At 64.1% G+C, this 26,390-nt stretch carries 29 protein-coding genes; 14 read left to right on the top strand and 15 right to left on the bottom strand.

Translation table 11 applies throughout. The annotated features are described in order from the left end of the window. Window positions 1–86: 86 nt before the first annotated feature. Window positions 87–1,103, bottom strand: a complete 1,017-nt coding sequence (locus X771_RS158115; protein WP_023668471.1) for a polyprenyl synthetase family protein — start codon at window positions 1,101–1,103, stop codon at window positions 87–89. 221 nt (window positions 1,104–1,324) lie between these two features. Between X771_RS158115 and X771_RS158120 the strand changes: the two genes are divergently transcribed. From X771_RS158120 to X771_RS158150, 7 genes are all read left to right on the top strand, one after another. After that, window positions 1,325–1,549, top strand: a complete 225-nt coding sequence (locus X771_RS158120; RefSeq protein ID WP_023687111.1) for a DUF2007 domain-containing protein — start codon at window positions 1,325–1,327, stop codon at window positions 1,547–1,549. Next, the gene (locus X771_RS158125; RefSeq protein ID WP_023696580.1) at window positions 1,549–2,343 is read left to right on the top strand and encodes a tRNA1(Val) (adenine(37)-N6)-methyltransferase; all 795 of its coding nucleotides are present in this window, start codon (window positions 1,549–1,551) and stop codon (window positions 2,341–2,343) included. Before X771_RS158120 ends, X771_RS158125 begins: the two co-directional genes overlap by 1 nt. Window positions 2,344–2,463: 120 nt before the next feature. Next, window positions 2,464–3,321, top strand: a complete 858-nt coding sequence (locus tag X771_RS158130; protein WP_023687110.1) for a S49 family peptidase — start codon at window positions 2,464–2,466, stop codon at window positions 3,319–3,321. 148 nt (window positions 3,322–3,469) lie between these two features. Next, window positions 3,470–3,655 (top strand): membrane protein, encoded by a 186-nt coding sequence (locus tag X771_RS158135; protein ID WP_023668475.1) that lies wholly within the window; start codon window positions 3,470–3,472, stop codon window positions 3,653–3,655. A 26-nt stretch (window positions 3,656–3,681) separates the two neighbouring features. Further along, window positions 3,682–4,575 (top strand): 4-(cytidine 5'-diphospho)-2-C-methyl-D-erythritol kinase, encoded by an 894-nt coding sequence (locus tag X771_RS158140; RefSeq protein WP_023687109.1) that lies wholly within the window; start codon window positions 3,682–3,684, stop codon window positions 4,573–4,575. After that, window positions 4,562–5,116 (top strand): molybdenum cofactor biosynthesis protein B, encoded by a 555-nt coding sequence (gene moaB, locus X771_RS158145; RefSeq protein ID WP_023687108.1) that lies wholly within the window; start codon window positions 4,562–4,564, stop codon window positions 5,114–5,116. The genes X771_RS158140 and moaB overlap by 14 nt, the downstream gene beginning before the upstream one ends. Before the next feature lie 126 nt (window positions 5,117–5,242). After that, the gene (locus X771_RS158150; protein ID WP_023687107.1) at window positions 5,243–5,674 is read left to right on the top strand and encodes an aldehyde-activating protein; all 432 of its coding nucleotides are present in this window, start codon (window positions 5,243–5,245) and stop codon (window positions 5,672–5,674) included. Here the strand turns inward: X771_RS158150 and X771_RS158155 are convergent. Beyond that, window positions 5,664–6,638 carry a hypothetical protein gene (locus X771_RS158155; protein ID WP_023687106.1) on the bottom strand — a complete coding sequence of 325 codons (975 nt, stop codon included), beginning with the start codon at window positions 6,636–6,638 and terminating at the stop codon, window positions 5,664–5,666. The two genes, X771_RS158150 and X771_RS158155, sit on opposite strands and share 11 nt — an antisense overlap. A gap of 252 nt (window positions 6,639–6,890) precedes the next feature. Next, the gene (locus tag X771_RS158160; RefSeq protein ID WP_023687105.1) at window positions 6,891–7,394 is read right to left on the bottom strand and encodes a glycosyltransferase; all 504 of its coding nucleotides are present in this window, start codon (window positions 7,392–7,394) and stop codon (window positions 6,891–6,893) included. Between the two features lie 150 nt (window positions 7,395–7,544). Here X771_RS158160 and X771_RS158165 point away from each other — a divergent pair, with 150 nt between their 5' ends. Further along, the gene (locus X771_RS158165; RefSeq protein ID WP_023684378.1) at window positions 7,545–8,699 is read left to right on the top strand and encodes a PA0069 family radical SAM protein; all 1,155 of its coding nucleotides are present in this window, start codon (window positions 7,545–7,547) and stop codon (window positions 8,697–8,699) included. 154 nt (window positions 8,700–8,853) lie between these two features. Next, complete coding sequence (locus tag X771_RS158170) at window positions 8,854–9,552, top strand: ribonuclease HII (protein ID WP_023687104.1); 699 nt, start codon at window positions 8,854–8,856, stop codon at window positions 9,550–9,552. A gap of 216 nt (window positions 9,553–9,768) precedes the next feature. On the opposite strand, the gene X771_RS158175 is transcribed toward X771_RS158170, so the two are convergent. From X771_RS158175 to X771_RS158205, 7 genes are all read right to left on the bottom strand, one after another. Then, window positions 9,769–10,260 carry a F0F1 ATP synthase subunit B gene (locus X771_RS158175; RefSeq protein ID WP_023668483.1) on the bottom strand — a complete coding sequence of 164 codons (492 nt, stop codon included), beginning with the start codon at window positions 10,258–10,260 and terminating at the stop codon, window positions 9,769–9,771. Window positions 10,261–10,270: 10 nt separating this feature from the next. Further along, the gene (locus tag X771_RS158180; protein ID WP_023668484.1) at window positions 10,271–10,870 is read right to left on the bottom strand and encodes a F0F1 ATP synthase subunit B; all 600 of its coding nucleotides are present in this window, start codon (window positions 10,868–10,870) and stop codon (window positions 10,271–10,273) included. A gap of 91 nt (window positions 10,871–10,961) precedes the next feature. Then, entirely contained in the window at window positions 10,962–11,186 is a 225-nt protein-coding gene (locus X771_RS158185) for a F0F1 ATP synthase subunit C (RefSeq protein WP_006206606.1), read from the bottom strand. A 66-nt stretch (window positions 11,187–11,252) separates the two neighbouring features. Beyond that, a complete protein-coding gene (locus tag X771_RS158190; protein ID WP_023668485.1) occupies window positions 11,253–12,011 on the bottom strand; it encodes a F0F1 ATP synthase subunit A in 759 nt (252 codons plus the stop codon). A 65-nt stretch (window positions 12,012–12,076) separates the two neighbouring features. After that, on the bottom strand, window positions 12,077–12,469 hold the full coding sequence (locus X771_RS158195) for an AtpZ/AtpI family protein (RefSeq protein WP_023668486.1): 393 nt from the start codon (window positions 12,467–12,469) through the stop codon (window positions 12,077–12,079). Between the two features lie 265 nt (window positions 12,470–12,734). Further along, the gene (locus X771_RS158200) at window positions 12,735–13,919 is read right to left on the bottom strand and encodes a cell wall hydrolase (protein WP_023668487.1); all 1,185 of its coding nucleotides are present in this window, start codon (window positions 13,917–13,919) and stop codon (window positions 12,735–12,737) included. 135 nt (window positions 13,920–14,054) lie between these two features. Beyond that, window positions 14,055–15,350, bottom strand: coding sequence for an MFS transporter (locus X771_RS158205; RefSeq protein WP_023687103.1), 1,296 nt, complete (start codon window positions 15,348–15,350; stop codon window positions 14,055–14,057). Window positions 15,351–15,467: 117 nt separating this feature from the next. On the opposite strand from X771_RS158205, the gene X771_RS158210 reads away from it, so the two are divergent. After that, window positions 15,468–16,376 (top strand): LysR substrate-binding domain-containing protein, encoded by a 909-nt coding sequence (locus X771_RS158210; protein WP_023687102.1) that lies wholly within the window; start codon window positions 15,468–15,470, stop codon window positions 16,374–16,376. A gap of 1,836 nt (window positions 16,377–18,212) precedes the next feature. Here the strand turns inward: X771_RS158210 and X771_RS158215 are convergent. Continuing rightward, the gene (locus X771_RS158215) at window positions 18,213–18,875 is read right to left on the bottom strand and encodes a tetratricopeptide repeat protein (RefSeq protein ID WP_023687101.1); all 663 of its coding nucleotides are present in this window, start codon (window positions 18,873–18,875) and stop codon (window positions 18,213–18,215) included. 193 nt (window positions 18,876–19,068) lie between these two features. Here X771_RS158215 and X771_RS158220 point away from each other — a divergent pair, with 193 nt between their 5' ends. Continuing rightward, window positions 19,069–20,073: a polysaccharide deacetylase gene (locus X771_RS158220; protein ID WP_023687100.1), complete on the top strand. Its 1,005-nt coding sequence runs from the start codon at window positions 19,069–19,071 to the stop codon at window positions 20,071–20,073. 26 nt (window positions 20,074–20,099) lie between these two features. Here X771_RS158220 and sbmA read toward each other — a convergent pair whose 3' ends face one another. From sbmA to X771_RS158235, 3 genes are all read right to left on the bottom strand, one after another. Further along, window positions 20,100–21,368: a peptide antibiotic transporter SbmA gene (gene sbmA, locus X771_RS158225; RefSeq protein WP_023687099.1), complete on the bottom strand. Its 1,269-nt coding sequence runs from the start codon at window positions 21,366–21,368 to the stop codon at window positions 20,100–20,102. Between the two features lie 115 nt (window positions 21,369–21,483). Beyond that, entirely contained in the window at window positions 21,484–22,641 is a 1,158-nt protein-coding gene (locus X771_RS158230) for a YbfB/YjiJ family MFS transporter (protein WP_023687098.1), read from the bottom strand. A gap of 334 nt (window positions 22,642–22,975) precedes the next feature. After that, window positions 22,976–23,179: a hypothetical protein gene (locus X771_RS158235; protein WP_023687097.1), complete on the bottom strand. Its 204-nt coding sequence runs from the start codon at window positions 23,177–23,179 to the stop codon at window positions 22,976–22,978. A 95-nt stretch (window positions 23,180–23,274) separates the two neighbouring features. Here X771_RS158235 and X771_RS158240 point away from each other — a divergent pair, with 95 nt between their 5' ends. The 3 genes from X771_RS158240 to X771_RS158250 all read left to right on the top strand — a co-directional run bounded on the left by X771_RS158240 (window position 23,275) and on the right by X771_RS158250 (window position 25,897). Beyond that, window positions 23,275–24,189 (top strand): LysR substrate-binding domain-containing protein, encoded by a 915-nt coding sequence (locus X771_RS158240; protein WP_023687096.1) that lies wholly within the window; start codon window positions 23,275–23,277, stop codon window positions 24,187–24,189. Between the two features lie 85 nt (window positions 24,190–24,274). After that, the gene (locus X771_RS158245; protein WP_023668497.1) at window positions 24,275–25,531 is read left to right on the top strand and encodes an aminopeptidase; all 1,257 of its coding nucleotides are present in this window, start codon (window positions 24,275–24,277) and stop codon (window positions 25,529–25,531) included. Window positions 25,532–25,540: 9 nt separating this feature from the next. Next, window positions 25,541–25,897 carry a DUF488 domain-containing protein gene (locus tag X771_RS158250; protein ID WP_023668498.1) on the top strand — a complete coding sequence of 119 codons (357 nt, stop codon included), beginning with the start codon at window positions 25,541–25,543 and terminating at the stop codon, window positions 25,895–25,897. Window positions 25,898–26,035: 138 nt separating this feature from the next. On the opposite strand, the gene X771_RS158255 is transcribed toward X771_RS158250, so the two are convergent. Continuing rightward, window positions 26,036–26,383 carry an ArsC family reductase gene (locus tag X771_RS158255; protein WP_023687095.1) on the bottom strand — a complete coding sequence of 116 codons (348 nt, stop codon included), beginning with the start codon at window positions 26,381–26,383 and terminating at the stop codon, window positions 26,036–26,038. Between the last annotated feature and the right edge of the window lie 7 nt (window positions 26,384–26,390).

Below are 26,390 nucleotides of genomic sequence, written 5' to 3'. Positions count from 1 at the left end.
TTTTATAGATAATTTGCACTGCTGCCGATTGTCGAGCGGTGATTGCCCGATTTTGCATGCAAACTTGCTTTGGCGCCAGGCGCGGGTCAGTTCACCCGGCTGATGCAGAAGTCGATGACGTCGATCAGCGCCGATTTCTGCGGCGTCGCCTCCAGCGGCGCCAGCGCGTCGCGGGCGATCTCGCCGAAATGGCGGGCGCGGCCGATGGTGTCGGCAATGGCGCCATGGCGGGTCATCAGGCCGATCGCCTTTTCCAGGCCGGCATCGTCGGTGACATTGTCCTCGATGGCGCGCTTCCAGAAGGTGCGCTCGGCCTTGGTGCCGCGCCGGTAGGCGAGGATGACCGGCAGCGTAACCTTGCCTTCGCGGAAATCGTCGCCGACATTCTTGCCCAGCTCCTGGCTGGAGCCGCCATAATCCAGCGCATCGTCGATGAGCTGGAAGGCAAGGCCGAGATTCATGCCGTAGGAGCGCAATGCGGCGCGATCGTTGCGCGTCGCCGATGCGATGACCGGACCGACCTCGGCGGCAGCCGAGAACAGCGCCGCGGTCTTGGCCTTGATGACGGCGAAATGCTCGTCCTCGGTGGTATCCAGGTTCTTGGCTGCCGCCAGCTGCATCACCTCGCCCTCGGCGATGATCGAGGCGGCGCTGGACAGGATATCGAGCGCTTCCAGCGAACCGACATCGACCATCATGCGAAAAGCCTGGCCGAGCAGGAAATCGCCGACCAGCACGCTCGCCTGGTTGCCCCAGATCATGCGGGCAGTCTTTTTGCCGCGCCGCATGCCGCTCTCGTCGACCACGTCGTCATGGAGCAGCGTGGCGGTGTGCATGAACTCGACCGCGGTGGCGAGCTTGACGTGGCCCTCGCCGGAATAGCCGAACATCTGGGCCGCGGCGAGCGTCAGCATCGGCCGCAGCCTCTTGCCGCCCGACGAGATCAGATGGTTGGCGACTTCCGGGATCATCTCGACGTCGGAGCCGGCCTTGGACAGGATCAGTTTGTTGACGCGCCCCATATCGGCTGCTGTCAGGTCGATGAGATCCTTGATGGAGGCGGGTTCCCGCTTCCCGTTTTCGATGTTGAGAACGACACCCACCAACAAACACTCCCGTCTTTGATCACGCGTGCGACGGCACCCTGGTCCCTCCTGGGACTCTAGGGCGGCACATACGGGCACGGCAAGAGGCGAATTGGCGCGGCTGCGGTGACGGCGTGTCAACCTTAGCGACCGCATGCCGTTGCCCGGAAACCGCTCCACACTTTTCGGCGCCATGCTCCGGCGTTTACATCAACGCTGCAACCTGCGAACTTCGTCCGATGATAGAACTCGTGCGCACCAACGATGCCGTGATCATCTCCTTCGTCGAATCGCTGATGCGCGATGCCGGGATCGCCTGCTTCGTCGCCGACCAGAACATGAGCATTCTCGAAGGGTCGATCGGTCTTTTGCAGAAGCGCGTGATGGTCGATGCCGACCAGGCCGATCAGGCGCGGCGCATCTTGAAAGACGCCGGCATCGAGCACGAAATCCGCCAGACATAATGGCTGAAGCGAGCGCGCTTACCAGCGATACGCCGGCCCATACGGTCGATGCCTTCCATCGCGGCCGCTTCTGGCTGGTCCAGCCCAGGACAGGGCATCGCGCCGGGATGGATGCCATGATGCTGGCGGCAGCAGTTTCATCCGGTTTTTCTGGACGCCTCGCCGATTTCGGCGCCGGCGCCGGTGCGGCGGGTCTCGCCGTGCTGTCGCGCTGCCCAGAGGCGCAGGTCGTGCTCGTCGAACGGTCGGCCGAGATGGCAGGCTTCGCCACAACCACGCTCGCCCATCCCGGCAATGCGCATCTCGGCAATCGCGCCTCGGTGCTGACCGCCGACGTCACGCTGTCAGGCCGGGCGCGGACGCAAGCCGGCCTCGCCGACAATTCCTTCGATTTCGTCATCATGAACCCGCCCTTCAACGCGGCGCAAGACCGCGCCACGCCAGATCCGCTGCGGCGGCAGGCGCATGTCATGGACGACGGGCTGTTCGAAAGCTGGATCCGGAGTGCGGCTGCCGTCGCCAAGCCGCGCGGGGGCCTGGCCGTCATTGCGCGGCCGGAACAGCTTGGCGACCTCCTCGATGCGCTGTCGGGCCGCTTCGGCGACGCCGAGATGCTGGCCGTGCATCCGCGCCCGGAAGCAGCCGCAATCCGCATTGTGGTCAGGGCAGCGCTCGGCGCGCGCGGCAAGCTGTCGATCCGCCCGCCTTTGATGCTGCATGGGCAAACGGGCGACGGCCCGTCGGAACGAACCGAGATGATCAACAACGGACTGGCGTCGCTGTTTGGCGATTGATTTAGGCCCGTCAGTGTCGTTGCCGCAAAACCGGCACACAGTTGGCTGAGATGGATTGCAGCATTGCCGTTGACCGGCAAATCCCTACATGCGTTGAAGCCATTTGGAGACAGCCACCTCGTGAAACGCCTTTTCAACCGCCTGCTGCCGAAATCCTGGCGATCCAGCGTCGTCACCATTCCCGTCATCAGGCTGCATGGCACCATCATGGCCGGCGGCGGCCCGTTCCGGCCGAGCCTGTCCTTGGCGTCCACCGCCGCCCTCATCGAAAAGGCGTTCCTGTTCGATGCGCCCGCCGTCGCCATTTCAATCAATTCGCCTGGCGGCTCGCCGGTGCAGTCGCGGCTGATCTTCAAGCGCATCCGCGACCTCGCGGTCGAGAAGAACAAAAAGGTGCTGGTCTTTGTCGAGGATGTGGCGGCCTCGGGCGGCTACATGATCGCGGTCGCCGGCGACGAGATCTTTGCCGATCCGTCCTCCATCGTCGGTTCGATTGGTGTCGTCTCGGCCTCGTTCGGCTTTCCCGAGTTGATGAAGAAGATCGGTGTCGAGCGCCGTGTCCACACCGCCGGCCAGAACAAGGCGGTGCTCGACCCGTTCAAGCCGGAGAAGAGGGAAGACGTCGAGCGCCTGAAGGCGCTGCAGCTGGAAGTGCACGAGACCTTCATCGACCTGGTCAGGGAACGCCGTGGCACCAAGCTGAAGGACGATCCGGACCTGTTCACCGGCCTGTTCTGGACCGGCAAGAAAGGGCTGGAGCTTGGCCTCGTCGATGCGTTGAGCGACATGCGCACGGTACTGAAAACCCGCTTCGGCGCGAAAACCCAGCTCAGGCTGGTCACCGCGCCGCGTGGCCTGTTTGGCCGCATCGGCCTGTTCGGCTCGAACTTTTCAGCGCCCGATATTGCCGCCGCCGCCGCAAGGGGCGTGATCGATGCGGCGGAAGAGCGCGCATTGTGGGCGCGCTTCGGGCTTTGAAAAAGCGGGGAAAGCGTCTAGCATGAGCGCTTGACAGTCTGCCTTGCCGTCTTGCGAGGGAGGNTTCGGGCTTTGAAAAAGCGGGGAAAGCGTCTAGCATGAGCGCTTGACAGTCTGCCTTGCCGTCTTGCGAGGGAGGAGCTTTGAAATGCCACAGATCATTTTCTTCGCAGTTGTCGGCGCCGCCGCTTATTTCGGCTACCGCACCTTCGTCCGCGAGGCCGAACGTGTGACCGCCAAGGTGCGGCGCACCGAAAAGCAGGCAGCCAACGGCACCAACGGCACGCTGGTCCAGGATCCCAAGACCGGCGAATACCGCCTGGCCAAGGACTGAGCATCATCCCGTCAGCAGCCGACAGTTTGGATGCCGCAGCCCGGACGTGGCTTGCGCCCGCCAAGATAAATCTGGCGCTGCACGTCACCGGCAGGCGCGCCGACGGCTACCATCTGCTCGAGAGCCTGGTCGTTTTCACCCGCTTCGGCGACAGGGTCGAGATCGAGCCTGCCGACGCCGACCGGTTCTCCGTATCGGGCCGTTACGCGACTTCCGTGCCGATCGACGACAGCAATCTGGTGGTGAAGGCGCGCGAGGCGCTGCGCAGGCAGGCCGGCCAGCAGAGCACGCCGCCGGTTGCCATCCGGCTGGAAAAGAACCTGCCGGTCGCATCCGGGGTCGGCGGCGGCTCGAGCGACGCGGCGGCGGTATTGCAGGGTCTTGTCCGGACCTGGGGTCTCGACATCGGCGAGGCCGAACTGGCGCGGATCGGTCTCACGCTCGGCGCCGACGTGCCGATGTGTCTTGCGGCAAAACCGCTGGTTGCGCGTGGCGTCGGCGATGAGCTGTCGCTGGTGCCGGATTTTCCGGCGCTCGCTTTGGTGCTGGTCAATCCCGGCGTCGCCGTCTCGACGCCTGATGTGTTCAACGCACTTGAGAAACGCGACAATGAGGGATTGCCGCCGCTGCCGCGTGCATTTGACTTCCACAGCGTCCGCAACTGGCTGGAGATCACCCGCAACGATCTCGAACCGGCGGCGCAGGCGATCCAGCCGCCCATCGGCCGAGCGCTTTCCCTGCTGAACAGGGCCGGATCTGGATTCTCGCGCATGTCGGGCTCCGGCGCGACATGCTTCGGGCTGTTCGAGACCGGCAATGTCGCCAAGCGCGCCGCCGCCGAGATCCGCAGCCGCGAACCGGAGTGGTTTGTCGCCGCGACACGAAGCATCGCTTCAGAGGGGGCCGATGACCAAAATTGACGAAAGCCGCCCCTTCATCCCGGTGCGCATCGCGGTGCTGACGGTGTCCGATACGCGCAGCCTTGCCGACGACAAATCAGGGCGGACGCTGGCCGATCGCATCGTCGAGGCCGGCCATGTCCTGGCCGCGCGCGACATCGTCACGGATGACCGGGAGAAAATCCGCGACAAAGTGCTGGGCTGGTCGCGCGACGAAGACATCGATGTCGTCATCACCACCGGCGGCACCGGTTTTACCGGCCGCGACGTGACGCCGGAGGCGCTGGAGCCGATCTTCGAGAAGCGCATGGATGGCTTTTCCGAAGTGTTCCACCGCATTTCCTACGACAAGATCGGCACCTCGACAGTGCAGAGCCGAGCGACGGGCGGCGTCGTCAACGCCACCTTCGTCTTCGTGCTGCCGGGCTCGCCCGGCGCCTGCAAGGACGCCTGGGACGGCATCCTGAAACCGCAGCTCGACTACCGCCACATGCCCTGCAACTTCGTCGAGATCATGCCGCGCCTGGACGAGCATTTGCGGCGCGGCAAGGCCGCCTCGTAAACCAAGGCAAAGTGCCGGCCAAGTGCTGCCTTTGTCAGGCAGAATGGCGGCTGCGCCTTCGAGAGGTCATTTCCTCCGGGTCGTCGGGCGGATAGTCTGTCGCCAAGTCAAGACGGAAGAGATCCAATGAGCGCGCACCGCGGCGGCTGCCATTGCGGCAACATCCACCTGACCTTCGAAACGGGAATCGAGCCGGCCGAGGTGGAGATCCGCGCCTGCCAGTGCGCGTTCTGCGTCCGGCATGGTTCGCGCGCCGCTGCCGATCCGCAGGGCCGATTGATCGTCTCGGTCGAGGACGAGGCGCGGCTGCACCGATACCGGTTCGGATTGCGCACCGCCGATTATCTCATCTGCCGGGACTGCGGCGTCTATGTCGCTGCTGTGACCACCGACGGCGAACCGAGAGCGATCGTCATCGTCAATGCGCTGGATCACCGGCCGCGGTTCAACCGCGAGCCGGTCCCAATGGACTATGATGCCGAGAACAAAGAGGGTCGCATTGCCCGGCGGCAAGCGCGCTGGATGCCGGTCGAGATCCGCTCCGGCGTCAGCGGATGACCGGCTCGCCGTGGAAGCGGCGGCGCGAGGGCGGCGAGACGCCGAAGCCGACCTCCATCATCAGCCGTGGCGTGGTGGACGGCACGGTGCCCATGTGGAAGCCGAACGGGTCCTCGACGAAGCCGAGGCCGGCCTCGCCGGTCAGCGTGACCGGGCTGTCGTCGCCATAGACCTTGAGCACGTCTTGCGCCGGATGGCCGACCAGCAGCGTCAGCTGGTGCTTGAGACTGCGCCTGTTGTGGCTGCCTTTGACATAGACATGCGGACCGGTGCCGGCATCGCAGGGTTTCAGATAGAAGAAGAATTTCAGCATCCGCCAGTCGTCGAGATCGAAATGATATTTGCCGAGCGAGGCAAGGTTCTTGTCGGCGTCGGAAGCCTCGCCGGTCGGAAAGCTCCACCAGACACGCGTGGTGATCAGCTTTGCCTGCCCGCCCAGATAGTGCTGGGCGATGTCGAGCAGCAGCGGGTCGTTCTGGATGGCGAGTGCCGCCTTGCAGCCGAGGATGCGCTCGAAATAGTGGCCGCTGAGCAAAGAGCGGCCGAACCGCTTCTCGGCTTCTGCGTGTTCTCCGGGCATGAATTCGAGCCGGCGGTCGAAATTGCCGAAGCACGGCGTGCTCTGAGCAAAGCTGGCGATCTCTTCGTGGATTGCCTGCGGAAGGACCAGTCCGGAGAACAGGCCATCGGTGCGCAGCGCCGCGACGATCGACTTGAGGTCGACGCCCCTGAACATCGTCGCTCCGGCACTCTGCGCGGGGCGCGCGGCTTTGGCGCCAAGCCAGTGCAGCTTGCGCGCCGGCATGGTGCGAGCAAGCACGAACATCGGCAGCCATGCGGGATTTTCGCGCAGGTCGGACAGATAGGTCGGGATACGCACCGCAATGCGGCGGAGCAGGCTGCCGTTGCGGGCAATGGCTTCCAGACTGGGGGCGCCGGATTTGTCAGGGGACGAAAGGTTCATCGGGGTCCTCAGATATGAACGGCAGCAACGACGACGCGGCGCTTGCTTACCGCTCCGGCACTACCCAAACCCCGATATCCCGCATCAACGGAATGCTAATCCCGCGTCAGCTTTTGTGCAATGCACAATAGCTTTTTGCGGCGAAAAAGAGGGATGGTGCTGCGACCGTGCCAATGCGGATGAGACGCCGACGCTGCCCCTCATCCGCCCTTCGGGCACCTTCTCCCCGTGAACGGGGAAAAGGAAGAAACATCACTTCTTCGGCGCCAGCCAGATTTCGGCGTCGAGCCGCCTGGTGGCGAGACCGCGCGCAAGGGCTTCGGCGCTGTGCGCGTTCTTCGACAGGGCAGCGGCCTGGCGCTTGCTGATGACCAGCCCTTCGGCCAGCGCCCGGTTGCCCGAAAACACCCGTGACAGGAACGGCGTGCGGCTGCCGCGCGCACGGCAAAAGCGCGCCGGCATGGTTTGCCGCGCCGTGTGAGCGACAACGTCGTCGATCCAGCCCTCCGCCAGCCTTGCGCCGGGTTCCAGAAACAGCAGCCAGTCACCCTTCGCCTGCCTGATTCCCGCGGCAATGCCGCCGGCCACGAAGTGGCAGCCGGCATGATCGGCAACCCGATGCGTCTGGTCGGTCGAGCCGGTGTCGCAGACGATGACATCGCGCACCACGCCCTCGACCGCGCCGCCGATCAACGAGGCGAGCGTGCGGGCAAGGCCTTCTTCGTCATCCCGGGTTTCGATGAGAACGCTGAGCATTTTTAGCCGAATAGCGGAAAGCCCGGCGCAGCGCCAGTTTTGCATGGCCCAACGAAAAAGTTCTTGCTTTGTTCTCATCAGCGAAATAGGATTATTTTCATGAACAGAGCGATTCGACAGCCAGCCGACAGTCCTTGGGAAAGGGCCAAAATGGAACATATCGTGCGTGCGGACATTGCTGCTTTCGGAGCAGGGCGAGCCGAGATGGCCAATGCGATGATCGAACAGAGCGGCATGCGCGTCCGTCCGGATCGCAACCGCGGCCGTTCCGCGGGCATCAACCCGTCCGGCCGGTTCGAGCCGGTCAGCCGGCATGTGTTCGACGACGGCTGGAATTCGCTGGAGGAATTGCCGCCGTTCAAGACCGAAGTGCAGGTCGAGAAGCCGCGCACCATCATCACCCGCAACGAATCGCCCGACATTTCCTTCGACCGCTCGATCAACCCCTATCGCGGCTGCGAGCATGGCTGCGTCTATTGTTTCGCCCGGCCGACGCATTCCTTCATGGGCCTGTCGCCGGGGCTGGATTTCGAAGCGAAGCTGTTTGCCAAGCCGGATGCGGCGCGGCTGCTCGACAAGGAACTGTCGAAGGATGGCTATCAGCCGCGCACCATCGCGATCGGCACCAACACCGATCCCTACCAGCCGATCGAGAAACAATACCGGATCATGCGCGAGATCCTCGAAGTGCTGGAGGCGCGCGGCCATCCGGTCGGCATCGTCACCAAATCCCATCTGGTGACGCGCGACATCGACATCTTGTCGCGCATGGCCGAACGGGGCTTGGCCAAGGTGGCGCTGTCGGTGACGACGATGGACCGCATGCTGGCGCGCACCATGGAGCCACGCGCGTCGACGCCGACCAAGCGGCTTGAGGCAATCCGGCAGCTTTCCGATGCCGGCATCCCGGCCTCTGTCATGGTGGCGCCGATCATTCCCGGCCTGACCGACCAGGAGATGGAGCGCATCCTCGATTCGGCACGCGCCGCAGGCGCCCGCGAGGCCGGCTATGTCATCCTGCGCCTGCCGCTCGAGGTGGCGCCGATCTTCAAGGACTGGCTGCTGCGCCATTATCCCGACCGCTACCGGCACGTGATGTCGCTGATCCGTTCGATGCGCGACGGCAAGGACTATGATTCGGAATGGGGCAAGCGGATGAAAGGCGCCGGCCCCTATGCCTGGCAGATCGGCCGGCGCTTCGAGATCACGGCCAAGCGGCTCGGCCTCAACGCCGAGCGGCGCACCCTCCGAACCGACCAGTTTGTCGCCGCCGCCAAGGCGACCGAGCAGCTGATGCTGCTCTGAGAGTAGCGCCTGCCCTGCCCTCGTGGTTGGCAGGCGACCCAAGAATCCCGTCCGGCCTGTCCCCCGGCCTGCAGACGGTGCCCTCCCGGTCTTGCCCCACTCGACCCTGGAGGGACTTGCGGAGAATCGGAGCCGATGCGAACCTCGCCGCAACATGGCTCGCGCGCGTTCCGATTCTCCGCTTCTTTTAGAAATCGTCGAAAAGCCCGACTTCTCCTTCGAGACGAAGGCGATGGCTGAAGGCCTGTGGCCGGTGGCAGGCATGGACGAGGCCGGCCGCGGTCCGCTGGCCGGGCCGGTGGTGGCGGCGGCGGTGATCCTCGATCCCGCCAACATTCCCGACGGGCTAGACGATTCCAAACGGCTCAACCATTTGCAGCGCGAGGCGCTGTTCCTGAAAATCCTGGGGTCAGCGCTCGGCGTGTCGATGGCCTCGGTCAGCGCCGAAGGCATTGACGGCAGCAATATCCTCAAGGCCAGCCTGGAAGCCATGCGCCGCGCCCTTGCCGGCCTGCCGATCCAGGCGAAGCTGGCGCTGGCCGATGGCCGCGATGTGCCGCCGGGCCTCCTCTGCGAAGGCCGCGCGCTGATCAAGGGCGACCAGCGCTCGCAATCGATCGCCGCCGCCTCGATCGTCGCCAAGGTGATGCGCGACCGCATGATGTGCGGCTGCGGCAGCCACCACGAACGCTACGGGTTCGAAGTCCACATGGGCTACGCCACCGTGCGGCACCGCACCGCGATCGAAGCGCATGGTCCGGTGGCAAGGCTGCACCGGGCGTCATTCGCGCCGTTCAGGCTGGGTGGAGTTGAGGTGGTTGAGGAAGAAGGGTTTGTCGGGTTGGACAGCTAATCTCCCCCCTTGAGGGGGAGATGGCCGGCAGGCCAGAGGGGGGTCGCCGCGCGTGAAGCGCCAGCCCTTCTTCGCAGCAGAATGCGTCGCGCCCGGTCGCACCGACCCCCTCTGTCGCCTTTGGCGACATCTCCCCCTCAAGGGGGGAGATTGTCCGCGCTCAACAAAAAAGCCGCCAGGTTGCCCGGGCGGCTTGATGTCAGCGAGTTACCCCGCTCAGTTCAGCCTGGCCTTCACGTCCTGCAGCGCGGACTTGAACAGGTCGGCGCCGGCCTTGGCGTCGATCTTGCCGGCAAGCAGCGTGCGGGCCGCCTCGACGGCGATGTCGACGGCGCTGGCGCGCACTTCGGCGACGGCTTCGCGCTCGGCCTGGCCGATCTTCTGCTCGGCAAGCGCGGTGCGGCGGGTGACATAGTCTTCGGTCTTCTTGTGCGCCTCGGCGGCAAGCATGTCGGCCTCGCGCTTGGCGGCAGCGACGATGGCTGCGGCCTCCTGCTCTGCTTCCTTGCGCTTCTTCTGGTATTGGCCGAGCAGTTGCTGGGCCTCTTCGCGCAACCGGCGGGCTTCCGCAAGCTCGTCGCTGATCTTGGTCGCACGGGCGTCGAGCGACTTGGCGATCAGGCCTGGCACCTTGATGTAAACGGCAACGCCGAGGAAAATGACGAGGGCAACTGTTGCCCAAAGCGTTGCGAGAGATGTGGCGTCCATGATGTGCTCCTCACCGGGCCACGGATTTGACCGCAGCCGAGATCTCGGCCTTGCTCGTCTTGCCGCCGACAAGCGCATCGACGATGGCTGAAGCGGTGTCCTCGGCAATCGTGCCGACTTCCTTCATGGCGTTGGCCTTGATGGAAGCAATGCTGGCCTCGGCCTCGCCGAGCTTCTTGTCGAGGGCGGCCTCGACCTTCTTGCGGGCAGCCTCGGCTTCAGCCTTGGCAGCGTCGTTGGCCTGCTGGCCTATCGCGTTGGCCTTGGCCTTGGCTTCCGCAAGTTCCTGCTCGTAAGCGGCAACGGCGGCGTCGGCCTCGCCCTTCAGCCTGGCGGCCTGGTCGAGGTCCTGCGTGATGCGATCGCTGCGGACGTCGATGATGCCGCCAAGGCGCGGCATCACCACCTTCTTCAGGAACAGATAGAACAGCCCGAACGTGATCGCCAGCCACAGAAGCTGGGACGGAAACGTCGCCGGATCGAATGGCGGGAACGTGCCGTGCGCCTCGGCAGGCACGCCGGCGCCGGAATGCGTGCCGCCTTCCGTACCGGTATGGGCGCCTTCAGCGGCGGGTGCGGACTCTTGCGCAAACGCAGATGTCACGAACATGGACTATCCCCTGATATCAGGCATGGCCGCAGGAATGCGGCCAGCCAATTCTTCCCAATGCTCGTCCGACCGATATTGGCCGAACAGGGGCTCAGCCGAACAGGGCGAGAAGCGCGATGAGAAGCGAGAAAATGCCCAGAGCTTCGGTCACGGCGAAGCCGAAAATCAGGCGGCCGAACTGGCCATCGGCGGCCGACGGATTGCGCAGGGCGCCCGCCAGGTAGCTGCCGAAGATGTTGCCGAGGCCAATGCCCGCGCCGCCCATGCCCAGGCAAGCGATACCGGCGCCGATGTACTTTGCTGCTTCTGCGTCCATTTTAAACTCCTTTGGATCTGTAATTCGTTGCAATTCCATCCGGCGAAAGATGCCGGAAATTCTAGGTCAGTGCCCGGGATGCAGGGCGTCGTTCAGATACATGCAGGTCAGCACCGCAAAGACGTAGGCCTGCAGGAAAGCGACCAGCAATTCCAGCGCGGTCAGCGCGACTGCCATGGCCAGCGGCAACACCGAACCGGCAACGCCGACGGCGCCGAGCGCGCTCAGGCTGACGACGAAGCCCGAAAACACCTTCAGTGTGATGTGGCCGGCCAGCATGTTGGCGAACAGACGAACCGAGAGGCTGACCGGGCGCGACACGAAGGAGATCACTTCGATCAGCACCACCAGTGGCAGCAGGAACACCGGAACGCCATGCGGCACGAAGAGCTTGAGGAAACCCAGACCGTGCTTCGTGAAGCCGTAGACAACGACGGTTCCGATCACCAGGGCTGCGAGGCCGAAGGTGACGATGATGTGGCTGGTGACGGTGAAGAAGTACGGGAAAAGGCCAAGCAGGTTGGCGACCAGTACGAACATGAACAACGAGAACACGAAGGGGAAGAACTTCATGCCCTGCGTTCCGGCGGCGTCGCGCAGCATGTTGGAGACGAACTCGTAGCCCATTTCCGAAACCGACTGCAGGCGCCCGGGAACAAGGCTGCGGCTGGAGGTCGAGAGGTACAGAAACGCCGATGCGACGAGCACGGTCGCGACCATGAACAGGGACGAATTGGTGAAGGACAGGTCATAGCCTCCGATATTGATCGGAATCAGCTTGACGATATGGAACTGGTGGATCGGATCGACCTTGTCAGCAGCCATTTACATCCCCGTCAAAACCGCGAGCGGCCTTAAGTGTCCTTGTGCGCCATTGGCGGCGCGCCATTTCATTCTTTCGGATCGTGCGACTTCTCGCTTTTTCCGAATTCCGCCACAACACCTGACGAACGCAGGACATTGAGCACGCCGGCGCCAAAGCCCAGCAACAAGCCGACGACCAGACCCCATGGCGAGGTTCCCGCCACGCGATCCAGAAACCAGCCAAGGCCCACACCCACCACTATCCCGGCGATGAACTCGCTGGACAGCTTGAGCGCCTGGCCATATCCGGCCGTCGCCTTCGCGCCGTCATTCCCCTCGAGCTGATCCGGCCGTCTTGTCGCAAGCGATGCTCCAAGCTCACGCCGGCGGCGTTCGAGATCTTCGTCGCGGATGTCGGCCTCGTGCTTGCTGCCGCGGCCGGTTTCTCCGGTTCCGTCTGGCCCGTTCTTGTCGGCCATCGTAACCCCCCTGCCCGGTCAGACCGTCACCGTCCGTCCGCTTCTAAAGTCGCCGGCAACATAGTTAGAGGGTTTGCGCCCGTCAAGCCACGGTCGGGACTTCAAAGCCATGTATTTTTTCTATTGGAATCAATCACTTGGCGAGGTGCGACATCGTGCCCGGCACTATCGGGTCGGCACATGCCCCGAATCCGTCCGGCGACCGCTGTCCGATTTCGGCTTCCAGGGCCTTTGCGGTTCGTTTGCGACAGGCAAGCCGAAGGGCTCAGCTCCAGCCGCCGCCATAGGTGCGGTAGAAGATATGCAGGCCGATCTTGGTCATCTTCTGCATCGTGCGCGCCCAGCCCGGATGGACGTAGTTGGCGTAGTAGTGGGTCGATGAGCCGACTTCGGGAATGAATATCTTGCCGGCGGTGACCGCCATCGCGACGTCCTGCGCGGTCTTGTAATGGGCGGGGCTCTCGATGCGCTTCTTGCGGCCGTCGCAGGCGAAGGAGAACTGGCAGCGGTTCAGCCAGTTGTCGTTCTGGTAGACGACGCCGCAAATCGAGTTCGGATAGGCCGGATTGCGGACGCGGTTGAGAATGACCTGCGCGACGGCGGCCTGGCCGCGCACGGATTCGCCGCGCGCCTCGAAATAGATGCCGTTGGCAAGGCAGGCCTGCTCCTTCGTGGAGAAGACGCTGGCCGGCAGCGGGTTCTGGATCCACGAATGATCGCCCTTGGCCATCGGCGGAATGAAGCGCCCGCTGCTCGGCTCCTCGTCCTGCAGCAGCGCTTCGAAGGGTGAGGCCTTGGCGTAATCGGGTTCGGCCTGGGCATAGGCGGTGGCCAGCACGTCCGGTCTGTCATTGTTGACCAACGCGGCAAGCATGGCCGGCACGCCGGGATCGGGCTTCTTGTCCACGTTGGTGTGGAAGGCCTGGGCGATCTGGATTTCCTTGCCCTTGATGCCGGGCTTGGCGAAGGCGAGCTTCAGGCCGCTGTCCATGCTCGGCCGCAGCAGCGAGGACGTGCGCTGAAAGATCGAGCCGGCATTGAAGTTCTTCGGCGGCGCCACCGGCGAGACCTGGATGATGCGGCCCTTCTTGTCGGCGCGCATGATGCGGTCCTCGTCGGGCGTGATGCCGGCGACATTGCCCTTGCCGCGAAACGAGACCTTGCCGACGCCGGGCAGGCGCACGCCCGAACCCGAGAGCGAACCGGTGGTGACGGAATCGATGAAAGGCATTTCGGCGGCATGAACCGAGCCGGCGACGGAGCGCTCGACATAAGAGTTCCAGCGGGTGCCCGAAGCTTCGAGGCCGGAAATCAAGCTGCCCATGTCCTGGTAGGCGACGACGGTCGGAAAGCCGATCCAGATGCCGAGCCCGATGACCAATGGCGATACGAAGGAACGTTTTTTCTCACCGGCGGCGGCGGCCAGCCGCTTCAGGACACGTCGATGCACGGGGAACTCTCCAGAAACGCAACTGAGCCACTGGAGAGCCAAAGTGAAGCATTAACCTTGATGCGGGGTTAACGCGGTCGATCGTGTTGTTCCGAAGCGGCCCGAAATGGGACGCCGCTTGCCGGCGGCAACCCGTCAGTTCGGCCGCAGGAAAATTGGCCATGCAATCAAGGCGCAGAGCGCGCCCACCAGCCAGACGCCAGGCCACGACCAGACAAGCAGCAAAGCCGGAATGGCGGTCGGCACCACGAAGAAGGCGATGAAGACGAAGCTGTTGGCAAGACCGAGCGCGGTTCCGGCGCGGCTGGCGCCGGCAAGCGTGGCGAGTTCGGTGTAGGCGACGCCATGCCAGGCGGAGACCGAAATGCCGGCAAGGACCAGCAGCACGGCGATCGCCGGGATCAACGCGGCATGGGCGTCTGGCGTGGCTCCTGCCGCCAGGACCAGCAGGCCGACGGCCGCGAAGCCAAACGCGCTCGTCACGCTGCAGAGCCGCAGGAATGAGCGGCGGTTGCCGTGGCGGTCGGTGTAGCGGCCGCTCCAGACGCGCATCACCATCGCGCCGGTCTGCACCGCGGCAAGGCTGGCGCTGATCGTGAGCGTGGCCATGCCGGCGAAATCGTGCAGGAAGACGGAGGCGAAGGTGAGCACCGCCACTTGCGGAAAGCAGAGCAGGCCGATGGCGGTGGCGATGCGCCAGACCTCGACATTGCGCAGCGGCGCCGGACCGCCCGACTTTGCCATGGCCATGCTGCCGGCATTGTCCAGTTCCGGCGGCTGGTGCAGCCATCGCCAGGCAAACAGCGCAGAGACGGCGTTCATGGCGGCCAGCAGCCCGAAGACCGCCGCGAAACCGTGCACCGATGCCAGCGACGGCAGGACCAGCGCGCCGAGCCCGCCGCCGAGCGGCACCGCAGTCTGCCTGATGCTCATGGCAAAGCCACGTTCGCCTTCGTGGAACCAGGCCATGATGGCGCGGCCGCTGGAACCGTTGACGCTGCCGCCGAGCAGGCCGGCGACCAGAAGGCACGCGGCCAGCATTGCGACGCCAGGCACATAGGTCACTGAGGGCACGATGAACAACGCCATCAGGGCGAGCCACGCCGCGGTCGCACCAAGGCCGGTCAACAGCACGCCGCGATCTCCCCAGCGGTCGGTGAGCAGGCCCCAGGGCAGTTCGCTCAAGGCGACGCCCAGTCCGAGAAGGCCGAGGACCAGACCGAGATTGCCATTGCTCAAGTGATAGCCCGACCGCAGAAACACCGCCGCCGCCGGTATGCCGGCGAAGGTGGCGGAGAAACTGGCATTGGCGGCAACGCCGATGCCAAGCACCTTCCAGCGATGATTGGCGCGAAATCGTTCAGCCTTCGACCTGACGGCGGCGGCTCGGCCAACCCGGCCTGGCTCACAATTTGCGTCGGCAATCGACATGGCGGGACTCCTGTTGATGCCCTCTCGGGACCTTGACGCCTCGTCTTTACCGCCATAACTTCATCCCGAATATCGGGAATTTTTTGACAATCGTTCCCGAAAAACAGGATCGTTGAGATGCGCCGCGTAACCTTCGACCTCGATGTCCTCCGAAGCTTCGTCACCGGCATGGAACTCGGCAGCTTCGCCAAGGCCGCCGACCGGCTTGGACGCTCGACCTCGGCGGTGAGCGCGCAACTGAAGAAGCTGGAGGACCAGGCGGCGACGCCGATCTTCCGCAAGTCGGGCCGCGGACTGGCGTTGACCGAAGCCGGCGAAACCATGCTCGGCTATGCCAGGCGGCTGCTCGAGTTGAACGACGAGGCGGCCTCGGCCATCCACGACGTGGAACTGGAAGGCTGGGTCAGGCTCGGCCTGCAGGAGGATTTCGGCGAGGCGGTGCTGCCGGAGGTGCTCGGACGCTTCGCCCGCGCGCACCCCAAGGTCAAGATCGAGGCGCGGATCGGGCGCAGCTATGAACTCGCCGAGCGGATCACATCAGGCAATCTCGACATTGCGCTGGCCTGGGACAGCGGCCAGGCGCTGCCTTACAGCCGGCATGTCGGCGACGCGCAATTGCGCTGGATCGGGCCGGCAAAGCTGATCGAGACCAGGCTGCGCGAGGGCGAGGCACTGCCGCTGGTGGCGCTGGAAGCGCCATGCCTGCTGCGCACGGTGACGACCGAAACGCTCGACCGCGCCGGCCTGCCGTGGCGAATGGCCTTCTCCAGCCCCAGCCTTGGCGGCATCTGGGCGGCGGTCGCCGCCGGCCTCGGCCTGACGATCCGCACCGATATCGGCCTGCCGGCCAATGTCAGGGCGATGGCGCCGCAAACGCTGGGCTTACCCGCGCTGCCGACCATGGCGCTGGTGCTGCACCAGAAAGACGCCGAACTGGACCCGGTGGCGGCGCGGCTGGCGGATATATTGTGGCAGGCGGCGGTGGCGGCGCTGCCGCAGGACGAGCGGTTGAGAGAGGTCGCTTAGACGGAAGCGGCTGTCCAGCGTAGCGTTCCGTCACACCCCCCTCTGTCCTGCCGGACATCTCCCCCGCAAGGGGGGAGATTGGATCTCGCGAATGCTTTCGCCAATTTTCAACGTTGCAAGAGAGGCTCCAAAGACGAAACGACTGATCTCCCCCCTTGCGGGGGAGATGCCCGGCAGGGCAGAGGGGGTGCTGTCCCGCCAATCTTGCGGAGAATTCCGCAACCGTCACCGCTCACTTGCGCTTGTTCGCTCTCCCCGCGAACGGGTTGTCCGAAGTCCGCAGCGCTATCCTGATCGGCACGCCGGGCATGTCGAAGGCTTCGCGCAGGCTGTTGGAGAGGTAGCGGACATAGGATTGCGGCATCGCGTCGGGCCGCGAGCACTGGACGACGAAACCCGGCGGCCGGGTCTTGGCCTGGGTGACGTATTTTACCTTGAGCCGGCGTCCGGCGACGGCGGGCGGCGGATGATGCGCAAGAATGCTTTCCAGCCAGCGGTTGAGCTTGCCGGTGGAAACGCGGCTGTTCCACACCTTGTGCGTCTTGATGACGGCATCCATCAGCTTGTCGAGGCTGCGCCCGGTCTCGGCCGAAACCGTCACCGCCTGGATGCCGCGCACTTGCGGCAAAAGCCGTGTGGTCTTTTCGCGCAATTCGGCCAGCAGTTCCTGCGGATTGTCGATCAGGTCCCATTTGTTGAAGGCGATGACCGGCGCCCTGCCCTCGCGGATGATCAGGTCGGCGATCTGCAGGTCCTGCTTTTCGAACGGGATGGTGGCGTCGAGCACGATGATGACGATCTCGGCAAAGCGGATGGCGCGCAGACCGTCCTGCACCGACATCACTTCCAGTTTTTCGTGGATCCTGGCCTTGCGGCGCATGCCGGCAGTGTCGAACAGTTTTAGGCGACGGCCATGCCAGTCCCAGTCGACCGAGATGGAATCTCGGGTGATGCCGGCTTCCGGGCCGGTCAAAAGCCGCTCCTCGCCNTTTCCCTACACGACGCTCTTCCGATCTGTCCCAGTCGACCGAGATGGAATCTCGGGTGATGCCGGCTTCCGGGCCGGTCAAAAGCCGCTCCTCGCCGATCAGCGCGTTGATCAGCGTCGACTTGCCGGCATTGGGACGGCCGACGACGGCAATGCGCATCGGCTTGGTGTCGTCATAGGCGGGTTCGGCGTCGGGATCGGTGATGTCCTCGCCGATCAGCACCTCGCTGGCGGCGACGTCCTCGGACTCGTCTTCTTCCTCGCCGAAGGCGCGGTCTTTGCCCAGCGCCTCGATCACCGCGTCGCGCAGATCGGGCATGCCCTGGCCATGCTCGGCCGAGACTGGGATCGGCTCGCCCAAGCCCAGTTCCCAGGCTTCCAGCATGCCGCCCTGGGCGCCCTTGGCCTCGGCCTTGTTGGCGACCAGCACGACCGGCTTGCCGGACTTGCGCACGATCTCGGCGAAGGTGCGATCATCGGGCAGCAGGCCGGACTTGGCGTCGATGGTGAAGAAGATCAGGTCGGCTTCGCGGATGGCGATCTCGGTCTGCGCGCGCATGCGGCCAGGCAGCGTCGAGGCGGCGGCATCCTCGAAGCCGGCGGTATCGATGACATCGAAATGCAAATCGTAGAGTTTTGCCGCGTGGACGCGACGGTCGCGGGTGACGCCAGGCGTGTCGTCGACAAGCGCCAGTTTCCTTCCGACCAGCCGGTTGAAAAGCGTCGATTTTCCGACGTTGGGACGGCCGATAATGGCGACTTTGAATGTCATCCGGCCACCCATATCATCGCCCGAACCGCAGCGCACCCTTGGGTCAGTCCCGAGGGCAGGCTTTGGGCGATGCGTATCATGACGCGCCCGAGCCGCGGATCAATTCCGACATCAGCGTCGCCCGCTGGCGCGCGTTGCGCGGGGCGCCGTCATCGGCGGCGATCTGGTCGAACAGTTTCAGCGCATCCTGGGTCTTGCCTTCCTTCCAGGCGGCAAGGCCGAGCGCTTCGCGCGCCGTGTGGCGCAGCGTGTTGTTGTCGGCGGTCAGCGCCTCGACGCGGCTGGAGACGTCGGCGAAGGAGCCGTGATCGACGAGCAGCAGGGCGGCCCGCAGGCGCGCCATGTCGCGAATACCCTGGGGAATGGCGTTGTCGGCGGCGACGCCATCGAAATCGGCGACGGCGGCGGCAAAGTCGCCCTTGTCGGCCTTGACGGTTGCCGCGCGCATGCGGGCGAGCAGCGGATAGGCGCCGTAGCCGTCCTTTTCCAGCTGTTCGAGGGCGGTCAGCGCCTCGTCGCTCTTGCCGTCATTGGCAAGCTTCAGCGCCTGCGAGAAGGCATCGCCGGAGCGGTTGGCGCGGGTCTCGTCCCAATAGCGGTAGCCGACGAAGGCGGCGGTGCCGAGAATCACCAGGATGGCGAGGCCAAGGATCGCCGGACCAAAGCGGTCCCATAGCGCCTGCGCCTGCTCGCGACGGATCTCGTCGTTGACTTCGCGGATAAAACTGTCGTCGGACATCAATCAAAACCATTGCTGCCCCAACAGGGGCGCTTCTTGAGCCCGCGTTTTAGCGAAATTTCGCGGGCATGGAAGGGGCTCGGCAGGAAAATCGGCTAATCGCCGGGCGCATAGCTGCCGACGTTGATCGCACCCACGCCACATTTTGCCGATAGCCGGCTTGGACTGCCTTCAGATCAAGCCCAGATTGCCGATGCCACGTTTGTCCCGCGTTGTTGCGTTTTCCTCAGCCGTGCTTGCCATGGCTGGTGCGGCTTTCGCCGACCCGCCGGCGCCGCCTGCCCCGGCAAAGCCGAAGCAAATCGTCATCATCTCGTTCGACAGCGCCCGGGAGATCTCGCAATGGCAGCGCAGCCGGGCGCTGGCCAAGCGCACCGGCGCGCATTTCACCTACTTTTTGTCCTGCGTCTTCCTGCTGTCGCCGCAGACGCGGGCCGACTACACAGCTCCGGCCAAGTCCGCGGGCAAATCCAACATCGGCTTTGCCGCTTCGAAGCAGGACGTCGCCGATCGGCTCGATCAGATCGGGCTCGCCGCTTCGGAAGGCCATGACATCGCCAGCCATGGCTGCGGCCATTTCGACGGCAAGGACTGGAGCAAGGCCGACTGGCTGAAGGAATTCGCCTCGTTCGGGCACATTCTGGAGAACGCCTATGCGATCAACGGCATAGCGCCCGAGCCGGCAGGCTGGCGCGCTATCGCCCATGCCGTTGTCGGCTTTCGCGCACCCTACCTCTCGACCGGCAAAGGGCTCTACGAGGCCCTGGCTGAAGCCGACTACCACTATGACGCCAGCGGCGTTTCGAACGGCCCGGTCGAGCCGCCGACCGGCGGCGGCCTGACCCGCTTTTCACTGCCACAGATCCCGGAAGGCCCGAGTTCAAGGCCGGTGATCGCCATGGACTACAATCTCTATGTCAGGCATTCCGGCGGTTTCGAGCGGCCGAGCCAGGCAGCCGAGTTCAGCGATCGGACCTACCAGGCGTTCCGCGCCGCCTTCGACAAGCAATATCAGGGCAAGCGCATCCCGCTGGTGCTGAGCTTCCATTTCACGCTGATGAATGACGGCGCCTACTGGAACGCGCTGGAGCGCTTTGCCGACGAGACGTGCGTGAAAGCCGACGTCGAATGCATCAGTTTTCGCGATTATGTGCAGCGGCAACGTGGTAGCGAGAGGCAGGCGGCGGTGGGCGGCTGAGCCGCCAACCGTCTGTGCAAATAGGATCAAGCCGGGTCGGGTTCCTTTGCCTGTTCCTGACGCTCCATGAAGTGGCGATCAATGTCGGGCAGCGGCTCGCCGCGAATCGTTGCCTCGAAGGCGCGAAGGCGCTTGTGAACTGACAGAAGCTCGACAATCGTCGACCAAGAATTGACGAGATACTGGAATGAGTTGGTTACCTGACTGAAGGCTGAACTGACCTGGTTGATGAGACCCAGCGTCAGCGTTCCAGCGATCATGGAAGGCACCATCAGGAAGTAGGAGAAGACGTTGTTGGTCTGAAGATAAAGATAGCGGACCACGTTGAAATACACATAGTGGAAATACAGGCGAAAGTAGTTTTGCCGCACACTCGCAAACAGCTCCGCGACGGTCTGCGGCTGCGCCCGGGCCGGATCGTCCTCACCGTAGACGAGTTCCTTGCGATATGCTGCCTCGACGCGCTGGTTACGAAACTGCAAGCCAGGAAGCTTGATGCCTGCGGTCGCAATGATGACTGTACCGAAGACTGCCCAGAAGATCGCAGCCAAAACCAGCGGCTGAGGAACATGACCGATCAATGGCAACTCTGTGACATGCTTAGAATAACTGAGCAGGATCGGCATGAAAGCGATAAGCGTCATGATGGAATCGACGAAGCTAGTGCCAAGGTCTTCCATTATCTTGGAAAACCGCATCGTGTCTTCCTGCACACGCTGTGCAGCGCCCTCAATATGGCGCAGCTTCGGCCAATAGGACATGTAGTAATTGTTCATCGCAGTGCGCCAGCGAAACACCCAGTGGCTGACGAAGAAGTTTGTCAAAACGAACACGGTAACCGCGACAAGAGCGATACCGAGGAAAGTGATTATTTGAGCGTAAAGATCAGCCTCGGTTGCCTTGACCGTTTTGCTAACGATGCCCTGAATGAGGTCCCAGAATGGTCCATACCATGCGTTGATCGCCACGCTTACCTGCACCTGAAAGTAGGTCGTGAACAGGAGCAGCGAACTGCCGAGGATAGACCATTGGTCCCACGGGTGCGGAGAATACCAGTGCCAGAAGCCATAGAATATCAAAACGCCAAGCGCATAGTAGATGTAGAACCAGAGGAACGGAGGCGACCAGAACACCGAGACGCCTATGATGGGCGGCGCGTCGGCAAGAGCCGGAGGCAAGCCGAGAAACGCGCCAAGCTGGTCAGCACCGAGGAACCAGGCTGCCACGAGAACCGCAGTCCAGACGACGGCCGAGATGAAAAACAGCTTCGGCTGCGGGAAGAAGGATACGAACACTGTGGCGAATTCCTCGGTCGATGCGCAAATCAGCGGGGTTCAGCGGGCATAAAGTCACACATTAGGTGGAAAGCAAATGCCCGTGCCCGATGCCCGGCATCGAGCAAGACCACAATCATGGCGATTTTGGCGCGGCCGACCAGGTGATCCCAGCAGATACCAGCAATACGCCAGCAGCGACGATCGAGGCGAGGAAGAAGTTGCCCGTGGCTTGCGCCAGCAGGCCGGCGACGATCGGACCGACGATCTGGCCGATGCCGAAGGAAGCGGTCATCAGCGCAAAAATCCGGCGCGGCGCCTGCGGGACAAGCAGCCTTGCCGTCTGCAGGCCCAGTGCTGTGACGGCGATGAAGGTGCCGCCGAGCAGGACGCCCGCCAGCAGCGGCCCGGCGGTGCCGCCCATGGCGACGCTGGCGGTGACGCCGACCACCTCGACCAGGCAGCCCACGGCATAGGCGGTATAAAGCCCGATCCGTGCCGCTACCTTCTGCCACAGCCAGACCGAGGGAAAGCCGGCAAGGCCGGTGACCATCCAGACGCTTGCCTCGAAGACGCGGCCGCCGCCGCCCTGGCGCACGATGGCGACCAGGAAGGTCGCCGTCACCACATAGCCAAAGCCGAACAGGCCGTAGGCAACGATGACTTTCATCAGCGACCGGTGCTTCGGCAGCGCCGGTTCGCGGCCGGCCACGCCACCGGCGGGTGCCGTGCCGCCGGCGAGCATGGCGACCAGCGCAAGGCCGCCGGCGGAAATCGCTGCCGACCACAGCCAGCCCGATGCCCAGCCGGCATGTTCGGTGACCAGAACCGCCATCAGCGCCGAGGATGCCGCGATGCCGAGGCCGACGCCGCCGAAATGCAGCGCCTGCAGGTCGCTTCTGTTGGCGGCAGCCAAATGCCCAAAGACGATCGAGGCCATGAACACCATGACGAACGCGCTGGCGAGACCGGCAAGGAAGCGGAGGACGACAAAGGCGGTCATCGTCTCGCTCAGCCCCATCAGGGCGGCGAGCGCAGCACTGGCGGCAAGGCCGCCAAACATCAGCAGGCGCTCGCGCCCATGCGCCCAGCCGCCTGCCGCCGCAAGCGCGCCGACGAGGTAGCCGAGATAATTGGCCGACGCGATCCAGCCGGCATCGGCCGGCGACAGATGCAGTTCTTCCATCATTCCGGGCAGGATCGGCGTGTAGACGAAACGGCCAATGCCCATGGCGACGGCCATGGCGATCATGCCGGCGAGAGCAAGGCGCAAGGGTGATGGAGCGGCGTTCATTGCAGCGCACAATAAGGGTGCGGCCCGGTCAGACCAATCCACTTGCGTTGGGCCAGACTTGGCGGCGGCGACAGTGGCCGTTGGCGTGACTGTGCCGAGGCGCGAGGGCCACTTGGCGTCGCGCCGCCCCGCCTGCCGGCACCTTCTCCCCGTATAGTGACGGGGAGAAGGGGGTTAACCGTGTGCCTCGGCGCCCTTGCCTGCAGGGCTGGTGATTGGCGAAACCTTCGGCGCCGGCAACCTTTCTCCCTTACGGGGAGAAATGCCCGGCAGGGCAATGAGGGGCAGCGCTGGCGCCGACAGTATCGCCTTCCCAGTTACCGCGTCCGCGATTTCAGCGGCAGCCTGCTTGCGCCGTCTCGTATGCAGTGCGGCGCGCCGTCAGGCGAAACGGCATGTCGCCGAGTTCGCGCTCCGACATGGTGTCGAGCACGGGATGCGACAGCGGATCGGTCACCCAATTGAGGACATCCCCGTCAGGGCGCCGCCGCGTGCAGCCGGCGGCAAAGACTTTGAGCAATGATACGATCGTCACCATCCTCGCCTCCTCGGTCTGGTTGTCTTCGCTAGAATCTGCCCTGTCTCGCCGTCTTTCAATTGAGATTTCAGCCGCGCCGGTTTAGAAAAACTGAAATGGCTATGCTGAACCGCGTCCATCTCAACGGCCTGCGCGCCGTCGAAACCGTCGCCCGCCTCGGCTCGCTCGCGGCGGCGGCCGGCGAACTCAACGTCTCGGTCAGCGCCGTCAGCCAGCAGATCAACCGCACTGAAAAGCAGCTCGGACAGGCGCTGTTCGAACGCACCGCAAGCGGGCTGGTGCTGACCGAATTCGGAACGGTTTTTTCCGCCCGGCTGGGCGCCGGTTTTCGCGAGCTGGCGCAGGCGGTGGCGCTGGCCGATGAGGCAAGCCAATGCACGCTGGTGGTTTCGGTGGCGCCGGCCTTCGCCTCGAAATGGCTGCTGCCGCGATTGTCGCGGCATTTCGACCGCCATCCCAACGTGCTGCTGCGCATCGACGCCTCGGTGCGCCTCGCCGATCTCGAACGTTCCGACATCGACATCGCCATCCGGCTTGGCGACGGCAAATGGCCGGGCGGCCGGGCGGAACTTTTGTTGGCGCAGGAAGTCTTTCCGGTCTGCGCGCCGGTGATCGCCAAGAAACTGAAGTCGATCGAAGACCTGGCGCAGACCTGCGCCATCACCGACGAGCGGGCGATGATCAACTGGGAGAGCTGGTTCAAGGCTGCCGGGGCCGAGCCGGTCAGCTTCCGCAAGGGCGCGCGCTTCACCGACCCGATGCTGTGCCTGGAATCGGCAATCGCCGGCCACGGCGTCATGCTCGGCTGGCAATTGCTGGCCGCCGATGCGCTGGCCGACGGCCGCCTCGTCGCGCCTTTCGGCGTGCGGGCGCAGAGCGGCCTCGGCTACTGGCTGGTGACCTCGGCCACCAAGACCGAAAGCCGCAAGGTGCGCGATTTCAAGATCTGGATCCGCGAAGAGATCGCGGCGACCGTGGCGCAGTTCAGCGCGCTGGAAAGCGCTGCCTAGGGCTGTCCGTCGCGACGGTGCTGGAAAGGACAGCCGCGCCGGCCTATGTTGGAACTCTCACTCCCGGACCAAGGCAGGCAGGATCATGACCACACATTCGCGCGGCGTTTCCGCAACCATCGACCCGGTGAAGCTCGACAGGCTGGCGGAAGTCGCCATCAAGGTGGGGCTGCAATTGCAGCCGGGGCAGGATCTGGTGCTGACCTCGTCGATCGCCGCACTGCCGCTGACCAGGCGCATCGTTGAGCACGCTTATAAAGCGGGCGCCGGCCTGGTGACCCCTATCTTCAACGATGACGAGATCATGCTGGCGCGCTTCCGCTACGGCGCGGATGCCGGCTTCGACCGCGCCGCCGGCTGGATGTATGAAGGCATGGCGAAGGCCTTTTCCAACAATGCGGCGCGGCTTGCCGTGCGCGGCGAGGACCCGTCGCTGTTGTCGGCGCAGGACCCGGCGAAAGTGGCGCGCGCCAACAAGGCGAACTCGATGGCCTACCAGCCGGCGCTGGAAAAGATCACCGGCTTCGACATCAACTGGAACATCGTCGCCTACCCGGATCTCGCCTGGGCAAAACAGGTCTTCCCCGGCGATGCCGACGATGTCGCGGTGGTGAAGCTCGCCGATGCGATCTTTTCGGCATCACGGGTCGATGTGGAAGACCCGATCGCAAACTGGACGGCGCACAATGCAGCGCTGCGCGGCCGCACAAAGTGGCTGAACGAGCACAATTTCCATGATCTGCATTTCAGCGGCCCGGGCACCGACCTGACCGTCGGGCTGGCCGATGGCCATGAATGGATGGGCGGCGCCTCGACTGCCAAGAACGGCGTCACCTGCAATCCGAACATCCCGACCGAGGAGGTCTTCACCACGCCGCATGCACGGCGCGTCTCCGGCCATGTATCCTCGACCAAGCCGCTGTCCTACCAAGGCACGCTGATCGACGATATCTCGGTGCGTTTCGAAGAGGGCAGGATCGTCGAAGCCAAGGCTTCGAAGGGCGAGGACGTGCTGAAGAGAGTGCTCGACACCGACGAGGGTTCGCGCCGGCTCGGCGAGGTGGCGCTGGTGCCGCATTCCTCGCCGATCTCGGCCAGCGGCCTGCTGTTCTTCAACACGCTGTTCGACGAGAACGCCGCCTGCCACATCGCGCTCGGGCAGTGCTATTCAAAATGCTTCGTCGACGGCGCCTCGCTCAGCCAGGACGAAATCGCCCAGCGCGGCGGCAACAAGAGTTTTATCCACATCGACTGGATGATCGGCTCGGACAAGATCGACATAGACGGCGTGCATAAGGATGGCCGCCGCGTGCCGGTGATGCGCAAGGGCGAGTGGGCGTAAAGGGGGCGGATGGCCTTCGACCTGACGGTCAAGCGAATTTACGAAGCACCCGCGCCCGATGACGGGCAGCGGGTGCTGGTCGATCGCATCTGGCCGCGCGGCGTCAGCAAGGAGGATGCCGCGCTGACGCTGTGGCTGAAGGAGATCGCGCCGAGCGATGAATTGCGGAGGTGGTTCGGACATGAGCCGGCGCGATGGGCGGAGTTTCAGGTGCGGTATTCGGTCGAACTGGATGGGAATAGAGAAGCGGTGGCGAAACTGCGTGGCTTGCTCGGCAAGGCCAAGGTGACGCTGCTTTATGGCGCGCATGACGAGGCGCATAACAATGCGGTGGCGTTGGCGGGATATTTGCGCGGGACGGGTTGAGAGACAGCGAACCGCTGCATACGCCGCAAGCGAAAGCCTTCACAATTAGCGATCGCCCTCCACGCGTTCGTCATCCTCGGGTCTGCGCTGCGTCGCTTCGCTCCTTGCTACGCCATAGGCTGACGAGGCAAGGCTACGCTACTTCACCACCCCTTCATAAGCCTCCGGCTTGAACCCCACCAAAATCTCATCCCCGACCTCGAGCACCGGGCGCTTGATCATCGTCGGGTTGGCCAGCATCAGCTTCCTGGCCTTCTTCTCGTCGAGCCCTTGCTTGTGCTTGTCGGGCAGTTCGCGGAAGGTCGTGCTGCCCTTGTTGAGCAGCTTTTCCCAGCCAACCTTGCCGATCCATCCATCCAGTCTGCCCACCTCTATCCCCTCGGCCCGGTAGTCGTGAAAACGGTAAGGCACATCGTGGCCCTCCAGCCAGGTGCGCGCCTTCCTGATCGTGTCGCAGGTGGTGATGCCGTACATGGTGATCGTCAAAACGCAC

Source organism: Mesorhizobium sp. LSJC269B00, from assembly GCF_000502815.1.
In the GTDB taxonomy this organism is placed as follows: Bacteria; Pseudomonadota; Alphaproteobacteria; order Rhizobiales; family Rhizobiaceae; genus Mesorhizobium.
This window is presented reverse-complemented; position numbering and strand designations above follow the sequence as displayed.

What these genes read in the sequence shown, in the direction of transcription:
- X771_RS158250 (WP_023668498.1), top strand. Translation starts at nt 25,541, where the DNA reads ATGGCCTTCGACCTGACGGTCAAGCGAATTTACGAAGCACCCGCGCCC.
- X771_RS158230 (WP_023687098.1), bottom strand. Translation starts at nt 22,641, where the DNA reads ATGAACGCCGCTCCATCACCCTTGCGCCTTGCTCTCGCCGGCATGATC.
- X771_RS158125 (WP_023696580.1), top strand. Translation starts at nt 1,549, where the DNA reads ATGGCTGAAGCGAGCGCGCTTACCAGCGATACGCCGGCCCATACGGTC.
- X771_RS158235 (WP_023687097.1), bottom strand. Translation starts at nt 23,179, where the DNA reads ATGGTGACGATCGTATCATTGCTCAAAGTCTTTGCCGCCGGCTGCACG.
- X771_RS158185 (WP_006206606.1), bottom strand. Translation starts at nt 11,186, where the DNA reads ATGGACGCAGAAGCAGCAAAGTACATCGGCGCCGGTATCGCTTGCCTG.
- X771_RS158135 (WP_023668475.1), top strand. Translation starts at nt 3,470, where the DNA reads ATGCCACAGATCATTTTCTTCGCAGTTGTCGGCGCCGCCGCTTATTTC.
- X771_RS158205 (WP_023687103.1), bottom strand. Translation starts at nt 15,350, where the DNA reads ATGTCGATTGCCGACGCAAATTGTGAGCCAGGCCGGGTTGGCCGAGCC.
- X771_RS158120 (WP_023687111.1), top strand. Translation starts at nt 1,325, where the DNA reads ATGATAGAACTCGTGCGCACCAACGATGCCGTGATCATCTCCTTCGTC.
- X771_RS158240 (WP_023687096.1), top strand. Translation starts at nt 23,275, where the DNA reads ATGGCTATGCTGAACCGCGTCCATCTCAACGGCCTGCGCGCCGTCGAA.
- X771_RS158155 (WP_023687106.1), bottom strand. Translation starts at nt 6,638, where the DNA reads ATGAACCTTTCGTCCCCTGACAAATCCGGCGCCCCCAGTCTGGAAGCC.
- X771_RS158245 (WP_023668497.1), top strand. Translation starts at nt 24,275, where the DNA reads ATGACCACACATTCGCGCGGCGTTTCCGCAACCATCGACCCGGTGAAG.
- X771_RS158150 (WP_023687107.1), top strand. Translation starts at nt 5,243, where the DNA reads ATGAGCGCGCACCGCGGCGGCTGCCATTGCGGCAACATCCACCTGACC.
- X771_RS158210 (WP_023687102.1), top strand. Translation starts at nt 15,468, where the DNA reads ATGCGCCGCGTAACCTTCGACCTCGATGTCCTCCGAAGCTTCGTCACC.
- X771_RS158175 (WP_023668483.1), bottom strand. Translation starts at nt 10,260, where the DNA reads ATGGACGCCACATCTCTCGCAACGCTTTGGGCAACAGTTGCCCTCGTC.
- X771_RS158220 (WP_023687100.1), top strand. Translation starts at nt 19,069, where the DNA reads ATGCCACGTTTGTCCCGCGTTGTTGCGTTTTCCTCAGCCGTGCTTGCC.
- X771_RS158195 (WP_023668486.1), bottom strand. Translation starts at nt 12,469, where the DNA reads ATGGCCGACAAGAACGGGCCAGACGGAACCGGAGAAACCGGCCGCGGC.
- X771_RS158160 (WP_023687105.1), bottom strand. Translation starts at nt 7,394, where the DNA reads ATGCTCAGCGTTCTCATCGAAACCCGGGATGACGAAGAAGGCCTTGCC.
- X771_RS158180 (WP_023668484.1), bottom strand. Translation starts at nt 10,870, where the DNA reads ATGTTCGTGACATCTGCGTTTGCGCAAGAGTCCGCACCCGCCGCTGAA.
- X771_RS158165 (WP_023684378.1), top strand. Translation starts at nt 7,545, where the DNA reads ATGGAACATATCGTGCGTGCGGACATTGCTGCTTTCGGAGCAGGGCGA.
- moaB (WP_023687108.1), top strand. Translation starts at nt 4,562, where the DNA reads ATGACCAAAATTGACGAAAGCCGCCCCTTCATCCCGGTGCGCATCGCG.
- X771_RS158190 (WP_023668485.1), bottom strand. Translation starts at nt 12,011, where the DNA reads ATGGCTGCTGACAAGGTCGATCCGATCCACCAGTTCCATATCGTCAAG.
- X771_RS158170 (WP_023687104.1), top strand. Translation starts at nt 8,854, where the DNA reads ATGGCTCGCGCGCGTTCCGATTCTCCGCTTCTTTTAGAAATCGTCGAA.
- X771_RS158215 (WP_023687101.1), bottom strand. Translation starts at nt 18,875, where the DNA reads ATGTCCGACGACAGTTTTATCCGCGAAGTCAACGACGAGATCCGTCGC.